This is a genomic window from Paenibacillus sp. UNC217MF (assembly GCF_000686865.1).
In the GTDB taxonomy this organism is placed as follows: Bacteria; Bacillota; Bacilli; order Paenibacillales; family Paenibacillaceae; genus Paenibacillus_B; species Paenibacillus_B suaedae.
Window position 1 is genome coordinate 96,684 of record NZ_JMLT01000003.1, and the last position, 21,238, is coordinate 117,921.

Consider the following 21,238-nt stretch of genomic DNA (forward strand, 5'->3'; position numbering starts at 1 on the left):
CATGCTTCACCCTGCGATGTTTTATACAGCAGCGGGAACGCAAAAAGCCGCCGTCCCTACCTTACGGCAGGAACGGCGGCTGATAACGTTCGTGAGCGAGAATGACTGGTGACTGGGATTCTCGCTCACTTCGTTCTATACTTCCATAATGATTGGCAAAATCATTGGACGACGGCGCGTTTGCTCGTATAAGAAACGTCCAAGCGCATCCTTCACATTCGTCTTCAGTGATGCCCATTCGTTCACATTTTCATTCATTAGCTTATGCAGTGTTGAAGTGACGATGCGGTTCGCTTCATCAAGCAGTCCTTCCGATTCCCGAACATAGACAAATCCGCGAGAGATGATGTCTGGTCCTGACAAAATCGTACCTTCCTGCTTGCTGAGTGTAACAACAACAACCAAAATTCCGTCTTGGGAAAGCAGCTTCCGATCGCGCAATACGATATTGCCGACATCGCCGACACCAAGACCATCGATAAGTACATAACCGGATTGAACCTTAGAGCCACGACGTGCAACACCATTTGTAATTTCAACAGTATCACCGATATCTGTAATGAAGATATTCTCGCGCTCAATTCCGACTGCTTCCGCCAAATCAGCGTGGTTGCGCAACATACGGTATTCACCGTGAATCGGAATAAAGTACTTCGGTCTCATCAGATTCAACATCAGTTTCAATTCTTCTTGACTGCCGTGACCAGATACATGGACGCCAGTCTTCGATCCGCCATAGATGACATGTGCGCCTAGTCGGCACAATTCATCGACAGTTCTACCTACGTATTTTTCGTTTCCTGGAATTGGTGTAGCTGCGATAACTACGGTATCACCTGGCAGAATATCAACCTTGCGGTGCGTAGAACGCGCCATGCGCGTCAAGGCTGACATCGGCTCGCCTTGGGAGCCTGTGGACAGGATTACTACCCGGTCAGCAGCCATCTTGTTCACTTCTTCAGGTTCGATCAGCATTCCATCAGGTATGTTCAAGTAGCCAAGTTCGGAAGCGATCGTGACGACGTTCACCATGCTCCGACCAATGACTGTTAATTTACGGTTTGTTGCATATGCTGCATCAATGACTTGTTGAATACGGTGAATATTTGAAGCGAATGTCGCAACAACTACACGCTGCTCTGCCTTCCGGAAGATATCTTCCAGAACGACACCCACACTACTTTCTGATGGTGTAAAGCCTGGGCGTTCTGCATTCGTACTGTCGGACAGCAGTGCAAGAACTCCTCTCTGGCCAATTTCCGCCATACGCTGCAGGTCAGCATACTGACCGTTGACCGGCGTATGGTCAAACTTAAAGTCTCCTGTATGAACGACGCATCCTTCGGGTGTATCAAGACATACACCAACCGAATCCGGGATGGAGTGGTTCGTCTTGAAAAAGCTTGCACGAATAGCTCCGAGCTGAATTTCCGAGTCAGCTGTAATTAGAATTCGCTTTGTTTCACCTAGCAAATTCGCTTCCCGCAATTTGCTCTCAATCAATCCGAGCGTTAATCTTGTTCCGTATACTGGAACGTTCAAATGCTTCAGTACATATGGCAACCCGCCAATATGATCTTCATGTCCGTGCGTAATCAAGATTGCTCTTACTTTATCTCGATTCTCCGTGAGGTATGAAATATCCGGGATGACAATATCTATTCCGAGCATGTCTTCTTCCGGGAACTTCAACCCTGCGTCTACGACGACGATATCGTTACCGTATTGGACGACGTACATATTTTTTCCGATTTCACCTACGCCGCCCAATGCGAAGATGGACAATTTATCAACGTTGTTTTTCTTCGACAATTGGATCTTAACCTCCTATATTCAATTGGCCGTCGTACCAATGAACATCCTTCTTTTGAAAAATATACCGCACCCAGTCACTTGATATCCATTATACATGAACAAAAGTAAAAAACACAAGTCGGCGATTTGTCCTCCTATTGTTGCCGAAAAACACAAAACCGATGCTGGTTCTCAGCATCGGCTTCGTAAGTGCGCTATTATGCACATTGTAAAAGTTCTATTTTCCTATTATTTCTTAATGGATTGAACAAGCTCACGGATCGCTGCAGCCTCATCCGAAGTTGCCTCAACAAGCGGCAAACGGACGCTCCCTACCTCGAAACCAGCTAACTGGAGAGCATACTTCACTCCAACTGGATTCGGGCATAAGAATATTCCCTTAAATACGGGGAACAGTTCGAGATGCAGTCTGGCTGCTTCTTCATGTTGACCAGCCAGATAATGTTCAATCATCGCTTTCATCTGTGCACCTACGAGATGGCTAGCAACGCTGACAATCCCATACGCACCAACGGCCAAAGTAGGCAATGTCATAGAATCCTCACCGCTATACACTCTAAAAGAAGCGGGTGCACCAGCAACGATCTGCGATGTTTGCTCAAGACCAGCACACTCCTTCGTAGCAACTACATTTGGCAGTTCAGCCAAACGTAGCGTCGTCTCGACAGAAATGCTCGATGCAGTCCGTCCTGGAACGTTGTACAGCATGATTGGCAAAGAGGTAGAGTTCGCAATGGCCTCAAAATGTCGATACATGCCTTCTTGTGTCGGACGATTATAGTAAGGAGCGACAAGGAGGATGCCATCAACGCCCGCTTCCTCTGCTGCCTTCGTCAAATGAATGGAATGAGCTGTATTATTGCTACCTGTACCAGCAATAATGCGTGCACGTCCATTTGCCTTCTGAGCTGCAAAACGGAATAGCGCAATCTTTTCGTCGTCTGTCAATGTAGGAGATTCCCCTGTCGTCCCACACACAACGATACTGTCGCTCTTCTGTTCTTCAATCAAAGCATTCAGCAAACGCTCGAACTCAGACCAGTTTACCTCATTATGTTCATTGAACGGCGTCACCATCGCCGTAATTAATCTACCAAAATCCACTAAAGGCTCCTCCTCCTGCGACAATATGCACAAGACCCGGACATCCCTAGCGCTGCGTGCTATCGATTCAGATGGAACTTCGCATGCAGCGCTCGCAAAGCCCGAACCATATCTTCCTTGCGTACAAGAACCCAAATCGTTGTATTGGAGTCGGCGGATTGAAGAATCTGAATTTCTTGCTCTGTCAAGGCTTCTACGATGTGTGCCATAATACCTGGCACCCCATTGATGCCTCCACCGATTACAGATACTTTCGCACAACCCGATAACGATTTTGGCTCGAATCCCATCTCTTTGAGCACATGCAGTGCCCGCGGCGCATCGCTATCAAATACTGTATAAACCGCACCAGAAGGGGTTACATTAATAAAATCAACGCTAATTTGATTTTGTGCCATTGCCTTGAACACTTTTAATTGCAAATCATATACGCCTTCGCGCGATTCCACCGTGATTTGCGTTACATTGCCGACGTAGGCAATTCCCGTTACAAAGCGATCAACGATGTCAGGCTGCATATCTCGGAACCCTTCCGGATTCGTAACGAGCGTTCCTTCTTCATCGCTGAATGTAGAACGAACGCGAACAGGCACCTGCGCTTGCATCGCAATTTCCACCGCGCGCGGATGAATAACTTTGGCGCCGTGATGTGCCATGTTGCATATTTCTGCATAACTAACGATCGTAAGCGGCTTCGCGTCCTCTACCAGTCGAGGATCTGCCGTTAGGATGCCGTTAACATCCGTATAAATATCGACAATTTCTGCGTGCAGCGCCGCACCCAATGCTGTTGCAGATGTATCACTGCCACCACGGCCAAGAGTCGTAAAGTCACCTGTTTCTGTTTGGCCTTGGAATCCTGTTACAATTACAACCTGTACATCTTTCCACGCATCAACGACCCGATCCGGAGTAACATCCAGAATACGGGCATTATTGAAGTGGCTATCTGTCTTGAAACCAGCTTGAGCACCTGTTAGCACAGTAGATGTAATCCCCTCACTGTTCAACAAGCTGCACAGGGTTGTAGCCGAGATAATCTCGCCGCAGCACAATAGCATATCCTTCTCACGTGCTGGCAAACTGTCCCCGTTCTGACCGGCCCAATCAAGTAATGTATCGGTTGCATATGGCTCTCCTCGTCTTCCCATTGCTGATACAACCACAGCTAATTGGTAACCCTGCGCCAGTTCCCGACGGATATGGTGTATGACTCTTTCTCTGGCTTCGGGTGTAGACAAGGAAGTTCCACCAAATTTTTGTACTAATATTCGCATGTATTATTTCCCCCAACTAATGAACACTGACTGCCAGAACGAAATATAAGGCTATTCAACGAATCACGCAGTGACCAAGCTGAACACACCTTGTCAAGTAAGACAAAAAGGCAGGAGCGGCCTGCCAATTACTGCCGCTCCGAAGCGATGTACTCTGCGATTTGTACCGCGTTCCATGCAGCGCCTTTCATTAAATTGTCGGATACGACCCACATATTCAATGCGCGTGGCTGAGACAGATCACGACGCAAACGGCCAACGAAAACATCTGGCTTGCCTGCAGATTCGGTAGCAAGCGGGTATTTCTGTTCAGAAGGCTCATCGACGAGCGTCAATCCTGGCGCGTTTGCCAACAGCTCGCGCACATCCTCCATTTGGAAGTCGTCCTTCAACTCAACATATACAGATTCAGAGTGGCCATATACGACCGGAATTCGGACGCATGTTGCCGTCACTTGAAGGCTATCATCATTCATGATCTTCTTGGTTTCACGGATCATTTTCATTTCCTCGAGCGTGAATCCATTATCTTGGAACTTATCGATTTGAGGAATAGCATTGAATGCGATTTGATGCTTCACGGGCAAAGAACCAACTGGAAGAATGTCCGGCTCAACTTCATTGCCTGCAAGCACTTCTGTAGATTGACGCAACAGCTCGCTAATCGCTTTGCTGCCAGCGCCTGACACTGCTTGATACGTAGACACGATGATGCGGGAAATACCGTAGCGATCATAGAGCGGCTTCAAGGCTGCTACCATTTGAATCGTGGAACAGTTCGGATTGGCAATAATGCCTTGGTGTTCCTTCACTTTCTCGATGTTCACTTCTGGAACTACGAGTGGTGTGTTGGGATCCATACGGAATGCATTGGTATTGTCAATACATACCGCTCCGCGTTCTACAGCTGCTGGAGCCAACTCTTTACTAACGTCGCCGCCTGCGCTGAACAGGGCAATATCAACGCCTTCGAAGCTCTCCGGTTTCGCTTCCTCAACCGCAATTTCTTGACCGTCAAATACGATCTTCTTACCGGCTGAACGTGCCGAAGACAACAACTTCAAAGATTGAATGGGGAATTGACGTTGTTCCAATAATGCAATGATTTGTTCCCCTACTGCACCCGTAGCACCGACTACAGCAACATTATACCGCTTCTGATTCGTCATCTGTCGTTTCTCCCCTCTATACCCACAATCTTTCAAACATCTATATTATGATAATTTGCGTGGTATGCTATGTTCAGTATAAGAACCGTTCAATTAATACCGGTTGAAGCTGCTTGCCTTCTAATGCTGCATAGCATGCCTCTGGTACCAAGTCCATGCGCGCCACCAATGAATTCGGCTTCTGCTGTGGATTATCTTGGCCGAACGGAACGAAGTATATGTTCTTGGCTACAAGGAGTTTGGCTATATTGGCTGCGTTTAAACCGAGTCCATCATTAGTCGAAATCGCAAGCACAAGAGGGCGCTGGTTGCGCATTTGTGCTTTGGCTGCCATTAGGACAGGGCTTTCTGTCAATGCATTTGCCAGCTTACTCGTCGTATTGCCTGTGCAAGGCGCGATCACCATCACATCCAGCAATTTGGATGGTCCGAGCGGTTCTGCGTCCACAATTGTAGAAATGATATCATTACCAGTAATCTCTTTCAACTGTTTCTGCCAGTGATCGGATTCCCCGAAGCGTGTATCGGTCGTCATGACCGAATGTGATGCAATCGGGATAACGCGCGCTCCAGCATCTACGAAGCGTTTCACCTGAGGCATTACTTCTTCTAATGTGCAGTGTGAGCCTGTTAGTGCATAGCCAACTGTCTTCCCCGTGAAGTTCATTGTCCATTCCCCCGATTCCGCATGTCCTCAAGCAACAGCTGCGTGATACTCTGTGCCAATATTCGTCCAGCAGACTTCGGTGCGACAATGCCTGGCAATCCTGGTGCCAGCATAGCCTTGATCCCCCGCTTCTCCGCGAATCGGAAATCCACGCCACCCGGCAGGGAAGCAAGGTCGATAATCACGGCACGGTTAGGGATTTGCGCTATGACCTGCGCTGTGACTATCATAGTCGGTATCGTATTAAAAAGCAAGTCGATATTTGCCGCCTGACGCGCGAGATCTGCTATGAAAAAAGGCTTGAAACCCATTTCTGTCGCTCTGGCAAAATGTTCATCTCTGCGCACCCCAATCCGCACATTAGCCCCTAAGCCAAGAAGGGTACGTGCCAATGTGAACCCTGTTCTCCCCATCCCAAGTACGACCGATTCAGAACCATGAAGGGTGATATCGGTGTTCTGAATCGCCATCATAATCGCGCCTTCAGCCGTCGGAATGGAATTGTATATTGCAACATCATCCCGATCGAACAATTCAACAAGCGAGAGGCGGTATTTCGCACACAGCTTGCTTAAATATGGTTTGGCCATCCCCGTAAAGACAACACAGTGCTCCGGCAGTACCGCAATATGCTCTTCCGTCAGCACCAATTCATCCGATGTAAAGATGGCATGAACCTTCCCACTGTCATCAGTTCCTACAGCAGGAAGCACAAGAGCATCCGCCTGCTTCAACAGCTCGATAGAGAGGGATTGGCGCTGTACGCCATGATATGGGTTTTGCAGTTGATCGTACCCAACGATCGTGACACTGGCATCTAATTCAGTCAGCTTATGGATGATCTCAAGCTGGCGAGCATCTCCGCCAATAAACACGACCTGAACTCCAGTCAACATCCTCGCTGATCACTCCTTTCACAAACGTGCACACAACGTATAAAACATCTTATGCGCACGCCTAAAAAGGGTGCAGCCATGTGCAAGCCCATCTCAAGACGTAAAAAAAACGCAGCTGATTTACCAAAACGGTAATTCAACTGCGTCCTGTTTAATCATTATTTTACTTCGTTCCGGTATGGCCGAAGCCGCCTTCTCCGCGTTCCGTATCAGTCAACTCGTCTACCTCGACAAGTTGAATAGAAGGAACGAATTGAATCACCATTTGCGCAATACGCTCATTGCGCTCAATCGTGAAGTGAGTCTGTCCAAGGTTGGCAAGCAAGACCTTCACCTCGCCGCGGTAATCGGCATCAATCGTTCCTGGTGAATTCAAGCAAGTAATGCCATGCTTATAGGCAAGTCCGCTGCGTGGACGAATCTGTGCCTCTAAGTATCCAGGCATTGCCATGCAAAATCCAGTAGGCACGAGTGCGCGATGGCCGGGTGCTAATGTAAGCGGCTCTTCTACCGCTGCATATAGATCGAAGCCTGCTGCGAGTTCGGACATTTTTTGAGGGAGCGGTACATCCTCATTGCCTGGCAGGCGTTTAATTTGAACTTGGTGTGATTGTTGTAACAAGTTGATCCCTCCTGAAAGCCGATATTGCTTTATCATTTGCTCCGACCATTGAACCTGCGAATGGATGGGAAAGCATACGGTTCAATACAAAGGTAACGTCTTCTAGTTTAATCGATTCAATTCGAGCGATGATCTCATCCAGCGTGAAATGCTTGCCTAGCATCAGCTCATTTTTCCCTAATCGATTCATTCGGCTGCCTGTGCTCTCAAGGCCGAGGATAAGGCTTCCCTTCAACTGCTCCTTGCCTTTGTGAAGTTCTTCCTCAGACAAGCCCTTCACTGCCAGTTCACCTAGCATATCCAAGGTTAAATCAAGCACTTCCTTCGTCTGCTTCGGTGCGGTTCCTGCATAGAGCGTGAATAGACCGCTATCTGCATGTGACGAATGATAGGAGTAAACAGAATAGGCAAGTCCACGCTTCTCTCGAATTTCCTGGAACAGGCGAGAGCTCATGCCGCCACCGATCAAGTTGTTGAGCAATATCATAGCGTAAAGGCGCGGATCTGTCATCGAACAGCCTGGCAGGCTGAGACAAATATGATTCTGTTCTGTCTTCTTCTTATGATATATGAATTCACTATGGAAGCTTGGTTCCGTTAATATGGCCGCAGGCTCATCATTCGTGAATTGTCCGAAGTGCTTCTCCAGCAATTCGATGATCGAGTCATCAAAGTTACCTGCTACTGCAATGACCGTATTCGAGACCGTATAATGATTCTTCATATATGCGCGGAGATGAACAGGCCCCATTGGTGTCAGGCGTTCCTTCGTTCCTAATATCGGATATGCGAGCGGGTGTGCGCCAAAGGCAGCACGAGTAACCAGATCATGCACCGTATCATCCGGTGTATCCTCATACATCGCAATTTCTTCAAGGATTACATTTTTCTCTTTCTGCAATTCCTCGTCCAGCATGGATGACCGGAAAAACATATCGGACAGCACATCAACCGCTATCGGCAAATGCTCATCCAATACTTTTGCATAATAACAGGTATATTCTTTGGAAGTGAACGCATTAACACTTCCTCCGATCGCATCGAAGGAGTCTGCGATTGCTTTCGCATCAAACCGTTCTGTTCCTTTGAACATCATATGTTCGATAAAATGGGAAATCCCGTTGGTCGTTTCATCCTCATTGCGTGAACCTGTCTTAACCCATATCCCAAATGAAACGGAACGGCAGGTTGGTATTTTCTCCATCACGACACGAAGGCCGTTAGACAGCTGCACTTTTTCCACCGGCAATTCCTCCTCGTCCAAGTACATTCCAAGTATGCCTTTCTAATCCTACCAGAAATCTGATCACCTCTCAACTTCAATCGGAGGCACCCGCTTCTCAGAAAGTGTTTCTCCTACCGTACCTGGTACAATGCCCTTTTGCTTCAATATCCGAATCATTTCCTTCAAGGCTGTACTGGATGGCTCCGTTGGATGCATGAGGATCAGTGATCCCGGTTCTGTCTTCTCTTGAAATCTACGCAGTATCGTAGCCACAGAGGGCTTCATCCAGTCTCTCGTATCAAAGGTCCACAGCACTGTCTTCAATCCGAGTGCATGTGCTGTACGTACCGTCAACATATTGAAGTCTCCTGATGGTGGAGCGAACCATTTATTCTCTACGCCAAGCGTTTGCTTCAGCAATTGCTTCGTCTTCTCAATTTGCTGCGTCTGGTGCCCCTCGCTTAGCTCGCTCATATTGGGATGAGAGTATGCATGATTCTCCATCTCATGTCCCGCCGCCTGAATCCGCTTCGCAATGTCAGGATTTTTCTTCAACCAGCTGCCGTCTAAGAAAAATGTCGCATGCACCTTCTCATCTGCTAGCACTTTCAGCATTGGATCGATGTACTCGTTCCCCCAAGCGACATTGATCATAAGCGCTGCCATCGGCTTATTCGGATTCCCTCGATAGATGGGCTGTGGATCTAGACTCGTCAATGAGACCTCCGGCTTCACCTCGCGCATGACCATTTTCAATTCAGCCGAACGATCTTTCCCCGAATTGGCAGTGTACGTTCGCTCAATATCTACTTCCTGCCCATTGTATCCGGGTATTGCCTTCCACACCCGATCAATGCGGGCATTAATTGGAGCAATATATCGTTTGGCTGCTTCCTCCTTAATTCGAGCCATTAATGGATCATTCGCAGCCTTATCCTCTACCCCCGATTGGTAAGCATAGCTCACGGCGAGCTCTGCCTTCTTCTCCTGCAAATAGCTTCTCACATCGGGCTGCGCTACTGCTGCCAGCACGATGACAACTCCTGCTGTTACGGCGAACCATTTCTTTAACATTGGCTGCATCCAGTCCATTCCCTTCCAAGATAGTCCTTTTGATTCTATGCGATTTCGGGACGAGTTATTCGGTCTGGAAGCAATCTATGCCTATCATGCAATCAATACCTATTTTTTGCATCAAAAAAAGAGCCAGAAACCAGTCTGCCTCTTTCCTTGCTACGTATGTTGCCTTCTCAGGCTTGTCTTGCTCGCTGTATCCGACTTAGCTTTGCGGCTTAGACGGACGCGGTCCGCGAGGTGGACGATTGCCGCCCCCTTGTGGTGGTCTGCTGCTGCGTGGACGTTCTGTAGCTGCAGCTTCGGAGCTTGCAGTTCCTTCTGTCTGTGCAGGCTGAAGCAGCACTTTGTGGGACAAATTGATGCGTCCCTGTTGGTCGATCTCGACAACCTTAACCTCAAGCTTATCGCCAATTTTAACGACATCTTCGACTTTCTCTACACGCTCAGTTGACAATTGAGAAATATGCACAAGACCTTCCTTGCCTGGAAGCACTTCAACAAATGCACCGAACTTCTCAACGCGTTTCACTGTTCCTGTGTATACTTCACCAACGACAACTTCCTTCACGATACCCTCGATAATTTCACGGGCACGCTCATTGGACTCTGCATTTGTAGATGCGATGAAGATGCGGCCATCCTGCTCGATGTCAATTTTGACACCTGTTTCCTCGATGATTTTGTTGACGACTTTACCGCCGGCACCAATAACATCACGGATCTTATCTGGATTAATATGCATCGTCAAGATCTTAGGCGCATACTGTGACAAGGATTCACGTGGAGTTTGGATGACTTCATTCATTTTACCCAAGATGTGCATACGTCCTGCACGTGCTTGATCCAACGCTTGTGTCAAGATGCTGCGGTCGATACCATCAATTTTGATATCCATTTGAATGGCTGTAACACCTTCAGCTGTACCAGCAACCTTGAAGTCCATGTCGCCGAGGTGGTCTTCCATACCTTGAATATCGGACAAGATGGAGAAGTGTTCCCCGTCTTTGATCAGACCCATTGCAATACCTGCAACCGGTGCCTTGATCGGAACCCCTGCATCCATCATCGCAAGTGTGCTTGCACAAATACTTGCTTGGGAAGTAGAACCGTTAGATTCTATGACCTCGGATACAAGTCGGATTGTATACGGGAATTCGCTCTCAGGCGGAATCACCTTGGACAAGGCACGTTCACCGAGTGCACCGTGACCAATCTCGCGGCGTCCAGGAGCACGAAGCGGACGAGCTTCCCCTACGGAGAATGGAGGGAAGTTGTAGTGATGCATGAAGCGTTTCGACTCTTCCAAGCCAAGACCATCCAAAATTTGCACATCTCCAAGCGCGCCTAGCGTACAGATGCTGAGTGCTTGCGTTTGTCCACGTGTGAACAAGCCAGATCCGTGAGTACGAGGCAAGAGTCCTGTATCACAATCGATCGGACGAATCTCCTCAAGCTGTCTGCCGTCTGGACGAACTTTATCATGTGTAATCAAGCGGCGAACTTCTTCCTTCACGATATCGTACAAGGTTTCGCTCACATCACTCATATTCTCAGGCGTTTCCACATACAATTGTTCGAAGTGTGCAGTTGCTTCCTGATTGACTGCATCAATCGCATCTTGACGCGCATGCTTCTCAGGAATACGAATTGCCTCAACGAGACGTTCCTTTGCGAACGCACGAACAGCTGCATTCACATCTGTATCAACTGCGTGCAACTTCACTTCCATCTTCGGTTTAGCTGCCATCGCAGCGAATTCTTCAATCTTCGCTACAATTTTCTTAATTTCATCGTGACCGAACATGATTGCTTCAAGCATAACCGATTCCGGTACTTCGTTCGCTTCTGCTTCAACCATCATGATCGCGTCTTTTGTACCCGATACAACAAGGTGAATATCGCTCTTTTCCTCTTGTTCAACGGTTGGGTTGATAATAAATTGACCGTCAATACGACCTACAATCACGCCTCCGATAGGGCCATTAAATGGCACATCAGATATCGTCAATGCAGCGGATGTTCCGATCATTGCCGCGATTTCTGGCGGGCAGTCTTGATCCACGCTCATAACCAAATCCACGATTTGCACATCATTGCGGAAACCTTCCGGGAACAATGGGCGGATTGGGCGGTCAATAAGGCGGCTGGCAAGAATCGCTTTCTCACTTGGACGACCTTCGCGCTTGATGAATCCTCCAGGAATTTTACCTACAGCATATAATCTTTCTTCGTAATTGACAGTCAATGGGAAGAAATCTAGATCTTTAGGTTCCTTCGATGCGGTAACGGTACACAATACGACTGTATCACCGTACTCGACTTTGACTGCGGCATTTGCTTGCTTGGCCAAACGACCCGTTTCCAGGACAAGCCTTCTGCCGCCAAGTTCCATCTCGATGCGGTTCATCGGATCCCTCCTTAAGTTTCACTTTATATTCTTCGTTACTACTCCCATTATTTCCTGCATTTCATTTGAAATACCGTCCTGATGGGAGTTTGTCTACTATCACAATATGTAGTATCATATGCAATCACTAAAAAGCAACCCGGTTGCATGCCGCGATAAGAAGCGGCAATGAACAACCAGGCTGCTTTGGTTCGTGCTATTAACGGCGAAGACCGAGTCTTGCGATCAATGCGCTGTAGCGTTTAACATCTTTGTTCTTAACATAAGCCAACAATTTACGGCGTTGACCTACCATTTTCATCAAACCACGACGGGAATGATGATCCTTCTTGTGTGTACGAAGATGGTCCGTCAAGTTTACGATGTTTTCAGTAAGGATAGCGACTTGCACCTCCGGAGAACCTGTATCCGTAGCGTGCGTCTTATGTTCTTCAATAAGCTGTTGTTTACGCTCTTGAGTCATAGCCATCCTATTCACCTCCTAAAATATGTGTTAGTTTACGCCATTAGCCTCGTCATCGACGGTGAGATCGAATAACCAAGCTATGGACAGGTCGTTTTTCACGACAACGTTATTAGTATAGCATCTCCATCTACAAAAGTAAAACAAGTCTTAGCAATCAATTCGTACAAAGATAGAAGGCTAAGAATATTGTGCACAATATTAGACGCCAATTGTTACTGCAGGCGCCTTATCCATCGTGCTTAGACGTTGGCGCGCTTCCTCTGAATCCGCAGTAATCTGTGCGATCAGCTCTTGTATGGAGCTGAACTTGCGCTCTGGACGAATGTAGCTCATCAGGGCAACCGTTACGGTCTCCCCGTATATATCTTGATCAAAATCAAACAGATGCGCTTCAACCGATTGGACGGTTTCTCCCGTCTTGAATGTCGGCTTCAAGCCAATATTCAGCACACCATCATGCCACGTCCCGTGAACCAGCACCTTCACTGCATATACGCCATTCGCTGGGATGACATATGCTTCTTCTGCCCGGACATTCGCAGTTGGGAAGCCCATCGTACGACCACGGGCGTCACCGTGAACAACCTCGCCGCGAATGATATACGTTCGGCCTAGCAGTCGATTCGCATTGACAACATCACCTTGCAGCAGACTCTCGCGAATCCGTGTGCTGCTCACCTTCACTGCGGTCTCAACATCATTATGTGCCGGTATGATATCCACAGTAAAGCAACCCTTGCCCCATTCCTGCAGCAATTGCGCAGTGCCTTCTCCACCATGACCAAAGCGATAGTCGAAGCCGACAACGACGTGTTTTACCTTCATACGGCAGATCGCTTCTGCGAACTGCTGCGCGGTAACCTTAGCGAATGACAAATCAAAATGTACAACATACAAACGGTCAAGCCCAAGCTGACTCAAAATCCGTTTTTTCTCCGACAATGGCGTAATGAATCGTTCATACTCCGGCTTGCCGAATACTCCCTTGGGATGTGGATGGAAAGTCATCAGACTTACGGGCAATTGATGCTGCTTCCCGTAGTCCAACGCATGCCGAATGACCTGTACATGTCCCTCATGAATACCGTCAAAATGTCCTAATATTAATACTTGCGGCTGCTCCTGCAGTCGCCAGCTCGAATCATCGAGCGCTGCATGTAATGCTATCGTTTCCATTGTAATCAGAGCCCCTGCGTATTATCGATTTGTGGTTAAACTCCCAATCCAGTTACACGGACAGTAAACCAAAGTTCCTACCTACTAGTATGTTCTCCCTTTCACAAGAGTAGACAAAAGCTAGCGCAAGCCGAGTCAATTGCCTGCTCGAATCGCGCACAGCATTATATACATTACTCGTTCGGAAGAAATACCTTCACAGGACGCAATACCGATTGCCCCTGTGGAACTTGGAATATCCCATAGAACGTTCCTTGTTCATCATACAATCGAATCGTACCATTCGTCAAAGGTTTCGGCTGTAAAGCGTGCAAAGGAATTGATCGGCCGGTCAATGCATAGTGGGCAAACTTCTCAGAAACCTGAATTCTAGGCATATCTGAGATTGCATCCTCCACAGATAGAAGCATCGTTTCAAATGTTCCATCCGCGACAGCCTGCTCAATCTGATCGAAGGTTACACATTGTGAAGGAACAAACCCAGCAGATACCGTTCGCATCAGCTTCGCCATTGTAGATGGAACGCCAAGCTTACGACCGATATCAACACATAGTGTTCGGATATAAGTTCCTTTGGAGCACTCAACTAGAAAACGTACTTCCGGTTCAGAGGTGCCTAACTGTACATCTAGAAGATCAATGTTATGGATCGTAACTTGGCGCGCTTTACGCTCCACCGTCTTCCCCTCACGCGCTAGATCATACAGTCGCTTTCCGTCTACCTTAACAGCGGAGTACATCGGAGGCACTTGTTCGATATCCCCGATAAAGGATAGAATCGTCTCACGAATCATCTCTTCCGTCAAATGCGAAGCGTCCGAGCGCTCCAGTACCTCTCCACTTAGATCCTCGGTATCTGTTGATACACCGAATCGGAGGGTTGCCTCATACTGCTTAGGCATCTCCTGCAAATACTCAACGATCCGTGTCGCCTTGCCTATACATAGCGGCAGCACTCCAACAACCTTCGGATCCAATGTTCCCGTATGCCCGATACGCTTCTCCCAAATAAGGCGGCGTACTTTGGCAACTACGTCATGGGACGTCCAGTCCTCAGGCTTCCATACGGGTAATACACCATGATAGTTACTCATAAAGCTTGCTTCACCCGTTCTATTACAATGGTAATGACTTCTTCTAAAGTACCAGTAAGCTTGCAGCCTGCTGCACGGACATGACCGCCTCCACTAAAGGATTGAGCAATCTCAGCCACATTAGCAAGCCCTGCGGAACGCATACTCACTTTTACTCCTGTATCATCTACTTGCTTAAATAAAAGACCAACTTCTACACCATCGATATTGCGTGGATAATTGACCAAGCCTTCTAGATCTTCATTAAGCGCCCCGGTCTCTTGCATATCCTGAGGAGTCACGTACAACCAGGCAATTCGATGATCCTCGCTAAATGCCAATCGCGATAGGCCGCGCTGTATTAGCTGCATCTGTGCCATCGACATCTTCTCAAGCAATCGATCCGCAATGTCATTGCCGTTAACACCCTGCTTAAGCAGCTCAGATGCGATCGTCATCACATGTGGTGTCGTGTTGCTGTACCGGAATCCCCCCGTGTCAGTTAGCAAGCCAGTATACAGTACTGTCGCTACATCTAAATCGAGTGCAAGCCCGTAGGAAGCAATCATATCGAATAATATCTCAACGGTCGCCGCAGCATCCTCGCGGATGACTGCAACTTCCCCATAGTGGTCATTCGTTGGATGATGATCAATATTTAAAATACGAGCATCCTTATCGATCCATTCTGCTATTTTTCCGATGCGCGCATAGTCCGCACAATCCACACAAATAACAGTATCAAATGGCTTGACAGCAATGTTTTCAAGTTCTGCATGAACGTTGATTTGATCAGAGCCCGGCAAATAATTTAGCTTATTAGGAACTCCATTCTCATTCACCATGACATAGGATTTGTTCCATTGACGAAGCAGCCAGCCTACCGCCAACGTTGAGCTTATCGCATCTCCGTCAGGCTGAACATGTGCAACCACAAGAAAATGATTGCCCTCTTGAATAAAGTTTCTAGCTCTCTCGATCTGCTGTGCATAAGATAGCGTCGTTAGTCCAGTCATTAATAACCTCCATACAGACAAGTGAATCGAGCCTTGGCCCGATTCACTTGTGCGTTCTTATGCTGCTGACTTAGTTATTGTCGCGACCGCGAATTTCACCAAGCAGCTTTTCAATATGGCTACCGTATTCGATTGAAGAATCGATCTTGAACAGCAGCTCTGGAGTATGACGAAGACGAATTCGCTTGCCAATCTCGGAACGAAGGAATCCGCTCGCCTTCTCCAATGCTTTCATGGATTGTTCCTTTTGTTCTTCATTGCCCATGACACTCAAGTACACTTTGGCTTGTGACAAATCGTTCGTTACATCAACGCCTGTCACCGTAATGAAGCCGATTCGAGGATCCTTAATCTCGGTTTGGATCAACTGGCTAAGTTCCTTCTTCATCTGCTCGCCAACACGTCCGGAGCGAAAGTTCGCCATGGGAAACACCTCATTTCATATATAGCTTACAACATCATCTGAGTTGAAACCATTCTATTTGCGTTCGATGGTTTCCATGACAAAGGCTTCGATGATGTCGCCTTCCTTCATGTCATTGTACTTCTCAAGCATAATACCGCACTCGTAGCCTTGCGCAACTTCCTTCGCATCATCCTTGAAGCGCTTGAGCGAGTCGATTTTGCCTTCGTGAACAACTATGCCGTCACGAACAAGGCGTACTTCTGCAGAGCGGGAAATCTTACCTTCTGTAACCATACATCCTGCGATTGTACCGACTTTGCTGATTTTGAATGTATTGCGTACTTCAGCATGACCGATCACAACTTCTTTATATTCTGGATCAAGCATACCCTTCATCGCCTGCTCGATTTCTTCAACAATCGAGTAGATGACACGATGCAAGCGAACATCAACCTTCTCTTGATCAGCAGTAATCTTCGCTTGTGCGTCTGGACGGACGTTAAAGCCGATAACGATAGCGTTGGACGCTGTTGCCAAGATGATGTCAGACTCTGTAATTGCACCAGCGCCGGAGTGAATAATCTTAACGCGAACTCCCTCAACTTCAATCTTCTCGAGCGAGCCGCGAAGTGCTTCAACAGAACCTTGAACGTCACCCTTGATGATTACGTTCAATTCTTTCATCTCGCCGTCTTTAATGTGCTTGAACAAGTCATCCAACGTTACACGAGTGTTCGCACCCAATTGGCTCTCTCTATATGTTGTCGAACGCTTCTCAGCAATGGAGCGAGCCTTACGCTCATCATCGAACGCGACGAACATATCGCCAGCTTGTGGAACATCTGTAAGACCTGTAATTTCGATCGGTGTAGATGGGCCTGCTTCTTTCAAGCGACGACCACGGTCATTCACCATTGCACGCACACGGCCAAAGCATGTGCCTGCTACGAATGCATCTCCTACTTTCAGCGTACCTTGTTGAACGAGGATGCGAGCAACTGGTCCACGGCCTTTGTCCAGCTCTGCCTCAAGCACCGTACCGCGAGCATCCTTATTCGGGTTCGCCTTGAACTCGTTCACTTCGGATACGAGCAGGATCATTTCGAGCAATTCTTCTAAGCCCGTACGCTGCTTCGCAGAAACGTTAACGAAGATAGTGTCTCCGCCCCACTCTTCTGGAACCAATTCATATTCAGTCAATTCTTGCTTTACACGATCGACATTGGCTTCTGGCTTATCGACCTTGTTAACAGCTACGATGATTGGGCAGTTCGCTGCCTTTGCGTGGCTGATTGCCTCTACCGTTTGCGGCATAACACCATCGTCAGCAGCAACAACGATAATCGTAATGTCGGTTACTTGTGCACCGCGGGCACGCATCAACGTAAACGCTTCGTGGCCCGGTGTATCCAGGAACGTAATCTTCTTCGAGTTGAACTCAACTTGGTATGCACCAATATGCTGCGTAATACCGCCTGCTTCTCCACCCGTAACGTTCGTCTTGCGGATTGAATCAAGCAATGTCGTTTTACCATGGTCAACGTGACCCATAATCGTAACAACTGCTGGACGTTCAACCAAGTCTGCTGCATCTTCTTCTTTTTCTTCTGTTTCCTCGAAAGGATCTTCGGATACAGGCAGCTTCAAATCAACTTCAACCTTGAATTCGTCTGCAATCAACTGGATTGTATCCAAGTCTACTTCTTGGTTGATTGTTGCCATAACGCCCATGAGCAAGAACTTCTTAATAACCTCGGAAGCGTCTTTATGAAGCAATTTTGCCAATTCACCTACTGTCATTGCACCGCGTACAATAATCTTTTTCGGCGTATTGTCAATTTTCTCACGCTGTACCTGCTGTTGATTATTTCTGCCTCTGTTCTTGCCGCCGCGGCCGCGCATGCCTCCGCCATTACGGTTGTCATCGAAGCGTCTCTTATTATTATTATTGTTGTTTCTTGATTGATTTCTTCCACCGGAGAAATCCTCACTGCGTTCACCGAAGTTTCTGTTCGGACGCTGCTGAGTGCCTTGACCGGTACGTGCTTGATCACCTTGACGCTGCTGGCCGCCTTGTGCAAAGCGCGCTTGACCACTGCTTTGTTGGCTGCCTTGACCTGGACGTGATCCGCCACCTTGGCCTGGACGCGAGCCGCCGCCTTGACCTGGACGTTGTTGTCCGCCTTGGCCTGGGCGCGAGCCGCCACCTTGACCCGGACGTTGTTGTCCGCCTTGGCCTGGACGTTGTTGTCCGCCTTGGCCTGGACGTGATCCGCCACCTTGGCCACCTTGGCGAGGGCCGCCACCTTGACCTGGACGGGATCCGCCCTGTCCTTGACGCGGTGCGCCTTGGCCTGATCTTTGCTGGCCGTTAGATCTGTTACCTTGGTTTTGCTGTTGTTCACCTGATCGACGTTGTTCTTGTCCGTTCATATTCCCCTGTTGGTTTCCTTGTCTATTATCCATATTAATGTTTATCTCGCCCTGTCTATTATGGTCTTTTTGACCGTCACGACCTTCACCGCGATTACTGCGATCCTGACGTTCATCACGCCCGCCTCGGTTATCTTCGCGCTGATGGTCGCGACCGTCACGTTGCATTTGCTGCTGTCCAGCACGTGAGTCGCGCTGATCCGACTGGTCCTGACTTGAATTTCCTGCCGATTGGCCAGCTGTTCTATCTGGTACTTCTGTTGTTTTTGACTGGCTGATGTTCACTTTCGGGTGTGGGGTGCTATTGCTTTCCCGCTTCGCCTGCGCATTCTCCTTAATCGTGCGCATGTACGATTCGACTTTCCCCACGGCATCATTCTCCATTACGCTCATATGATTGTTAACTGGTATGTTAAGACGTTTGAGTATCGTAATAATTTCTTTGCTGCTCATATTAAGCGATTTGGCATATTCGTAAACTCTTGTTTTGTCCTTAGTGTTCTCTTGTTTGCTCAATATACTCCACCTCCGACATCGTTTTCAGCCCGTTCGTCATCATGGTCGCAAATCCATCATCCGTTACCGCCAATACTACCCGTTGCAATTTCCCGATGCTCTCACCGAGTTCGGTTCGCGTAAATCCGATAGCAAGTGGCACCCCGTACGACTTACATTTATCTCGAAACTTCTTCTTCGTGTTGTCAGAAGCGTCCGCCGCAACAATCACCAAGCGTGCTTGCTTATTGCGAATCGCCTTGAGGACTATCTCATCACCAGTCGCAAGCTTCCCTGCCCGCTGGGCAAGACCTAGCTGCGACTTGACCTTACTCATGATCGTCCTCCTGCTCCTTCAAGGCGTGGAATTCATCCTCCACCTTGATGAAATCTTGAGCAAGCTGTTCATAGATGGCAGAGTTCACCTGATGCTTCAAAGCCCGATCAAGCGCACGAGACTTATGTGCAAGTCTGAAGCAGGACAACTTCCCACATAGGTATGCGCCGCGTCCAGACTTCTTCCCTGTCAAATCGATTAGAACCTCGTCCTGTGGTGTCTTCACAACACGGATTAGCTCTTTCTTCGGCATCATTTCTTGACATGCGACACACTTGCGAAGTGGAACTTTCCTTGTTCTCATGACTCAATCCCCCCTTACGATTCGGTCATACATCCCTGATTGAAGGAGACGACCGCTTCATATGGCGTTGGTCGCGCCTTCAGTGTTTATTCGCTTACTTCCATGCTGTCATCTGGTGTGTGCTCATCAGAAGACATTGGAAGCCCTTCTTCATCAGCTTGAGTCTCGCTTTTAATATCAATTTTCCAGCCAGTCAATTTTGCAGCAAGTCGAGCGTTCTGACCCTTAATCCCAATTGCCAGTGACAACTGATAATCAGGCACGATGACACGAGCCATTTTCTCAGCTTCACGAACTTCCACATCAACAACTTTGGATGGGCTCAGTGCATTCGCTACATACTCACTTACATCTTCTGACCAGCGCACGATATCAATTTTCTCGCCACGCAGCTCATTAACAATTGTCTGGACACGCATACCTTTAGGGCCAACGCATGAACCAACTGGATCAACTTCCTCGTTGCGGGAGTATACCGCAATTTTAGAACGTTGACCCGCTTCACGAGCTACCGATTTGATTTCAACGACGCCGTCGAAGATTTCAGGAACTTCCAGCTCGAACAAGCGCTTTAGCAGTCCAGGATGCGTGCGGGACAAAATAATTTGCGGCCCCTTGGTCGTGTTCTCCACTTTCGTAATGTATGCTTTGGTGCGATCGCCGTGCTTGAACTTTTCATTCGGCATCAACTCATTCAATGGAAGAACTGCTTCCACTTTACCCAAATCTACATACACATTACGCATGTCCTGACGTTGTACAATACCTGTTACGATATCATCCGACTTGTCGATGAACGCGTTATAGATAAGTCCACGCTCAGCTTCCCGAATACGCTGTGTCACAACTTGTTTCGCTGTTTGCGCAGCGATACGGCCAAAATCACGAGGTGTAACCTCAATCTCACAAATATCATCCATTTGGTAGTTCGGATTATGTTCGCGAGCAGCATGAAGTGAAATTTCAAGACGTGGGTCCAACACCTCGTCCACTACGTTCTTGCGTGCATATACTTTAATTACTCCAGTTGCCCGATTGATGTCTACACGTACATTTTGTGCAGTATTGAAGTTGCGCTTATAGCTCGAGATCAGAGCCGCTTCAATCGCATCAATGAGTACTTCCTTGCTAATTCCTTTTTCTCTTTCGATTTCCGACAACGCGTCAATAAAATCCATACTCATTTGGTGAGTTCCCCCTTTCAGCCGAATCCGGCTTCATTCCAATAATGTTACATTCAGCAGAACGATATCCAATCGTTGATTACAATCGT

Annotated in this window: 19 protein-coding genes; all 19 read right to left on the bottom strand. The window is 47.9% G+C overall.

Features of this window, described 5'->3' with window-relative positions:
* Nucleotides 1-135 precede the first annotated feature (135 nt).
* A complete protein-coding gene (locus tag BP95_RS0100495; protein WP_021256496.1) occupies nt 136-1,812 on the bottom strand; it encodes a ribonuclease J in 1,677 nt (558 codons plus the stop codon).
* A 231-nt stretch (nt 1,813-2,043) separates the two neighbouring features.
* Complete coding sequence (gene dapA / locus BP95_RS0100500) at nt 2,044-2,919, bottom strand: 4-hydroxy-tetrahydrodipicolinate synthase (RefSeq protein ID WP_021256497.1); 876 nt, start codon at nt 2,917-2,919, stop codon at nt 2,044-2,046.
* 59 nt (nt 2,920-2,978) lie between these two features.
* On the bottom strand, nt 2,979-4,196 hold the full coding sequence (gene dapG, locus BP95_RS0100505; RefSeq protein WP_021256498.1) for an aspartate kinase: 1,218 nt from the start codon (nt 4,194-4,196) through the stop codon (nt 2,979-2,981).
* A gap of 128 nt (nt 4,197-4,324) precedes the next feature.
* On the bottom strand, nt 4,325-5,365 hold the full coding sequence (locus tag BP95_RS0100510; protein ID WP_028531187.1) for an aspartate-semialdehyde dehydrogenase: 1,041 nt from the start codon (nt 5,363-5,365) through the stop codon (nt 4,325-4,327).
* A gap of 73 nt (nt 5,366-5,438) precedes the next feature.
* On the bottom strand, nt 5,439-6,032 hold the full coding sequence (locus BP95_RS0100515) for a dipicolinate synthase subunit B (protein WP_021256500.1): 594 nt from the start codon (nt 6,030-6,032) through the stop codon (nt 5,439-5,441).
* The gene (gene dpsA, locus BP95_RS0100520; protein WP_021256501.1) at nt 6,029-6,928 is read right to left on the bottom strand and encodes a dipicolinate synthase subunit DpsA; all 900 of its coding nucleotides are present in this window, start codon (nt 6,926-6,928) and stop codon (nt 6,029-6,031) included. The genes BP95_RS0100515 and dpsA overlap by 4 nt, the downstream gene beginning before the upstream one ends.
* A gap of 163 nt (nt 6,929-7,091) precedes the next feature.
* Nucleotides 7,092-7,550: a dUTP diphosphatase gene (gene dut / locus BP95_RS0100525; protein WP_021256502.1), complete on the bottom strand. Its 459-nt coding sequence runs from the start codon at nt 7,548-7,550 to the stop codon at nt 7,092-7,094.
* Nucleotides 7,519-8,793 (bottom strand): M16 family metallopeptidase, encoded by a 1,275-nt coding sequence (locus BP95_RS0100530; protein WP_021256503.1) that lies wholly within the window; start codon nt 8,791-8,793, stop codon nt 7,519-7,521. The genes dut and BP95_RS0100530 overlap by 32 nt, the downstream gene beginning before the upstream one ends.
* A 63-nt stretch (nt 8,794-8,856) precedes the next feature.
* The gene (locus tag BP95_RS0100535; RefSeq protein WP_227774550.1) at nt 8,857-9,849 is read right to left on the bottom strand and encodes a polysaccharide deacetylase family protein; all 993 of its coding nucleotides are present in this window, start codon (nt 9,847-9,849) and stop codon (nt 8,857-8,859) included.
* A 205-nt stretch (nt 9,850-10,054) separates the two neighbouring features.
* The gene (gene pnp / locus BP95_RS29305) at nt 10,055-12,259 is read right to left on the bottom strand and encodes a polyribonucleotide nucleotidyltransferase (RefSeq protein ID WP_021256505.1); all 2,205 of its coding nucleotides are present in this window, start codon (nt 12,257-12,259) and stop codon (nt 10,055-10,057) included.
* Between the two features lie 199 nt (nt 12,260-12,458).
* Nucleotides 12,459-12,728, bottom strand: coding sequence for a 30S ribosomal protein S15 (rpsO, locus tag BP95_RS0100545; RefSeq protein ID WP_021256506.1), 270 nt, complete (start codon nt 12,726-12,728; stop codon nt 12,459-12,461).
* A gap of 195 nt (nt 12,729-12,923) precedes the next feature.
* Nucleotides 12,924-13,901 (bottom strand): bifunctional riboflavin kinase/FAD synthetase, encoded by a 978-nt coding sequence (locus tag BP95_RS0100550; RefSeq protein WP_021256507.1) that lies wholly within the window; start codon nt 13,899-13,901, stop codon nt 12,924-12,926.
* 173 nt (nt 13,902-14,074) lie between these two features.
* Complete coding sequence (gene truB, locus BP95_RS0100555) at nt 14,075-14,995, bottom strand: tRNA pseudouridine(55) synthase TruB (RefSeq protein WP_021256508.1); 921 nt, start codon at nt 14,993-14,995, stop codon at nt 14,075-14,077.
* Entirely contained in the window at nt 14,992-15,990 is a 999-nt protein-coding gene (locus tag BP95_RS0100560) for a DHH family phosphoesterase (RefSeq protein ID WP_021256509.1), read from the bottom strand. Before BP95_RS0100560 ends, truB begins: the two co-directional genes overlap by 4 nt.
* 70 nt (nt 15,991-16,060) lie before the next feature.
* Complete coding sequence (gene rbfA / locus BP95_RS0100565; RefSeq protein WP_021256510.1) at nt 16,061-16,414, bottom strand: 30S ribosome-binding factor RbfA; 354 nt, start codon at nt 16,412-16,414, stop codon at nt 16,061-16,063.
* Between the two features lie 54 nt (nt 16,415-16,468).
* Nucleotides 16,469-19,345 (bottom strand): translation initiation factor IF-2, encoded by a 2,877-nt coding sequence (gene infB, locus BP95_RS0100570; RefSeq protein WP_028531189.1) that lies wholly within the window; start codon nt 19,343-19,345, stop codon nt 16,469-16,471.
* The gene (locus BP95_RS0100575) at nt 19,323-19,661 is read right to left on the bottom strand and encodes a L7Ae/L30e/S12e/Gadd45 family ribosomal protein (RefSeq protein WP_021256512.1); all 339 of its coding nucleotides are present in this window, start codon (nt 19,659-19,661) and stop codon (nt 19,323-19,325) included. The genes infB and BP95_RS0100575 overlap by 23 nt, the downstream gene beginning before the upstream one ends.
* Nucleotides 19,654-19,965 (bottom strand): RNase P modulator RnpM, encoded by a 312-nt coding sequence (gene rnpM / locus BP95_RS0100580; protein ID WP_021256513.1) that lies wholly within the window; start codon nt 19,963-19,965, stop codon nt 19,654-19,656. Before rnpM ends, BP95_RS0100575 begins: the two co-directional genes overlap by 8 nt.
* A gap of 86 nt (nt 19,966-20,051) precedes the next feature.
* Nucleotides 20,052-21,149, bottom strand: a complete 1,098-nt coding sequence (gene nusA / locus BP95_RS0100585; protein ID WP_021256514.1) for a transcription termination factor NusA — start codon at nt 21,147-21,149, stop codon at nt 20,052-20,054.
* Nucleotides 21,150-21,238: the final 89 nt, after the last annotated feature.

Excerpts from the sequence above, each read along its gene's own strand:
- dapG (WP_021256498.1), bottom strand. The coding sequence starts at position 4,196 with ATGCGAATATTAGTACAAAAATTTGGTGGAACTTCCTTGTCTACACCC.
- BP95_RS0100510 (WP_028531187.1), bottom strand. The coding sequence starts at position 5,365 with ATGACGAATCAGAAGCGGTATAATGTTGCTGTAGTCGGTGCTACGGGT.
- BP95_RS0100515 (WP_021256500.1), bottom strand. The coding sequence starts at position 6,032 with ATGAACTTCACGGGGAAGACAGTTGGCTATGCACTAACAGGCTCACAC.
- dpsA (WP_021256501.1), bottom strand. The coding sequence starts at position 6,928 with ATGTTGACTGGAGTTCAGGTCGTGTTTATTGGCGGAGATGCTCGCCAG.
- BP95_RS0100535 (WP_227774550.1), bottom strand. The coding sequence starts at position 9,849 with ATGTTAAAGAAATGGTTCGCCGTAACAGCAGGAGTTGTCATCGTGCTG.
- pnp (WP_021256505.1), bottom strand. The coding sequence starts at position 12,259 with ATGAACCGCATCGAGATGGAACTTGGCGGCAGAAGGCTTGTCCTGGAA.
- rpsO (WP_021256506.1), bottom strand. The coding sequence starts at position 12,728 with ATGGCTATGACTCAAGAGCGTAAACAACAGCTTATTGAAGAACATAAG.
- BP95_RS0100550 (WP_021256507.1), bottom strand. The coding sequence starts at position 13,901 with ATGGAAACGATAGCATTACATGCAGCGCTCGATGATTCGAGCTGGCGA.
- truB (WP_021256508.1), bottom strand. The coding sequence starts at position 14,995 with ATGAGTAACTATCATGGTGTATTACCCGTATGGAAGCCTGAGGACTGG.
- BP95_RS0100560 (WP_021256509.1), bottom strand. The coding sequence starts at position 15,990 with ATGACTGGACTAACGACGCTATCTTATGCACAGCAGATCGAGAGAGCT.
- rbfA (WP_021256510.1), bottom strand. The coding sequence starts at position 16,414 with ATGGCGAACTTTCGCTCCGGACGTGTTGGCGAGCAGATGAAGAAGGAA.
- BP95_RS0100575 (WP_021256512.1), bottom strand. The coding sequence starts at position 19,661 with ATGAGTAAGGTCAAGTCGCAGCTAGGTCTTGCCCAGCGGGCAGGGAAG.
- rnpM (WP_021256513.1), bottom strand. The coding sequence starts at position 19,965 with ATGAGAACAAGGAAAGTTCCACTTCGCAAGTGTGTCGCATGTCAAGAA.
- nusA (WP_021256514.1), bottom strand. The coding sequence starts at position 21,149 with ATGAGTATGGATTTTATTGACGCGTTGTCGGAAATCGAAAGAGAAAAA.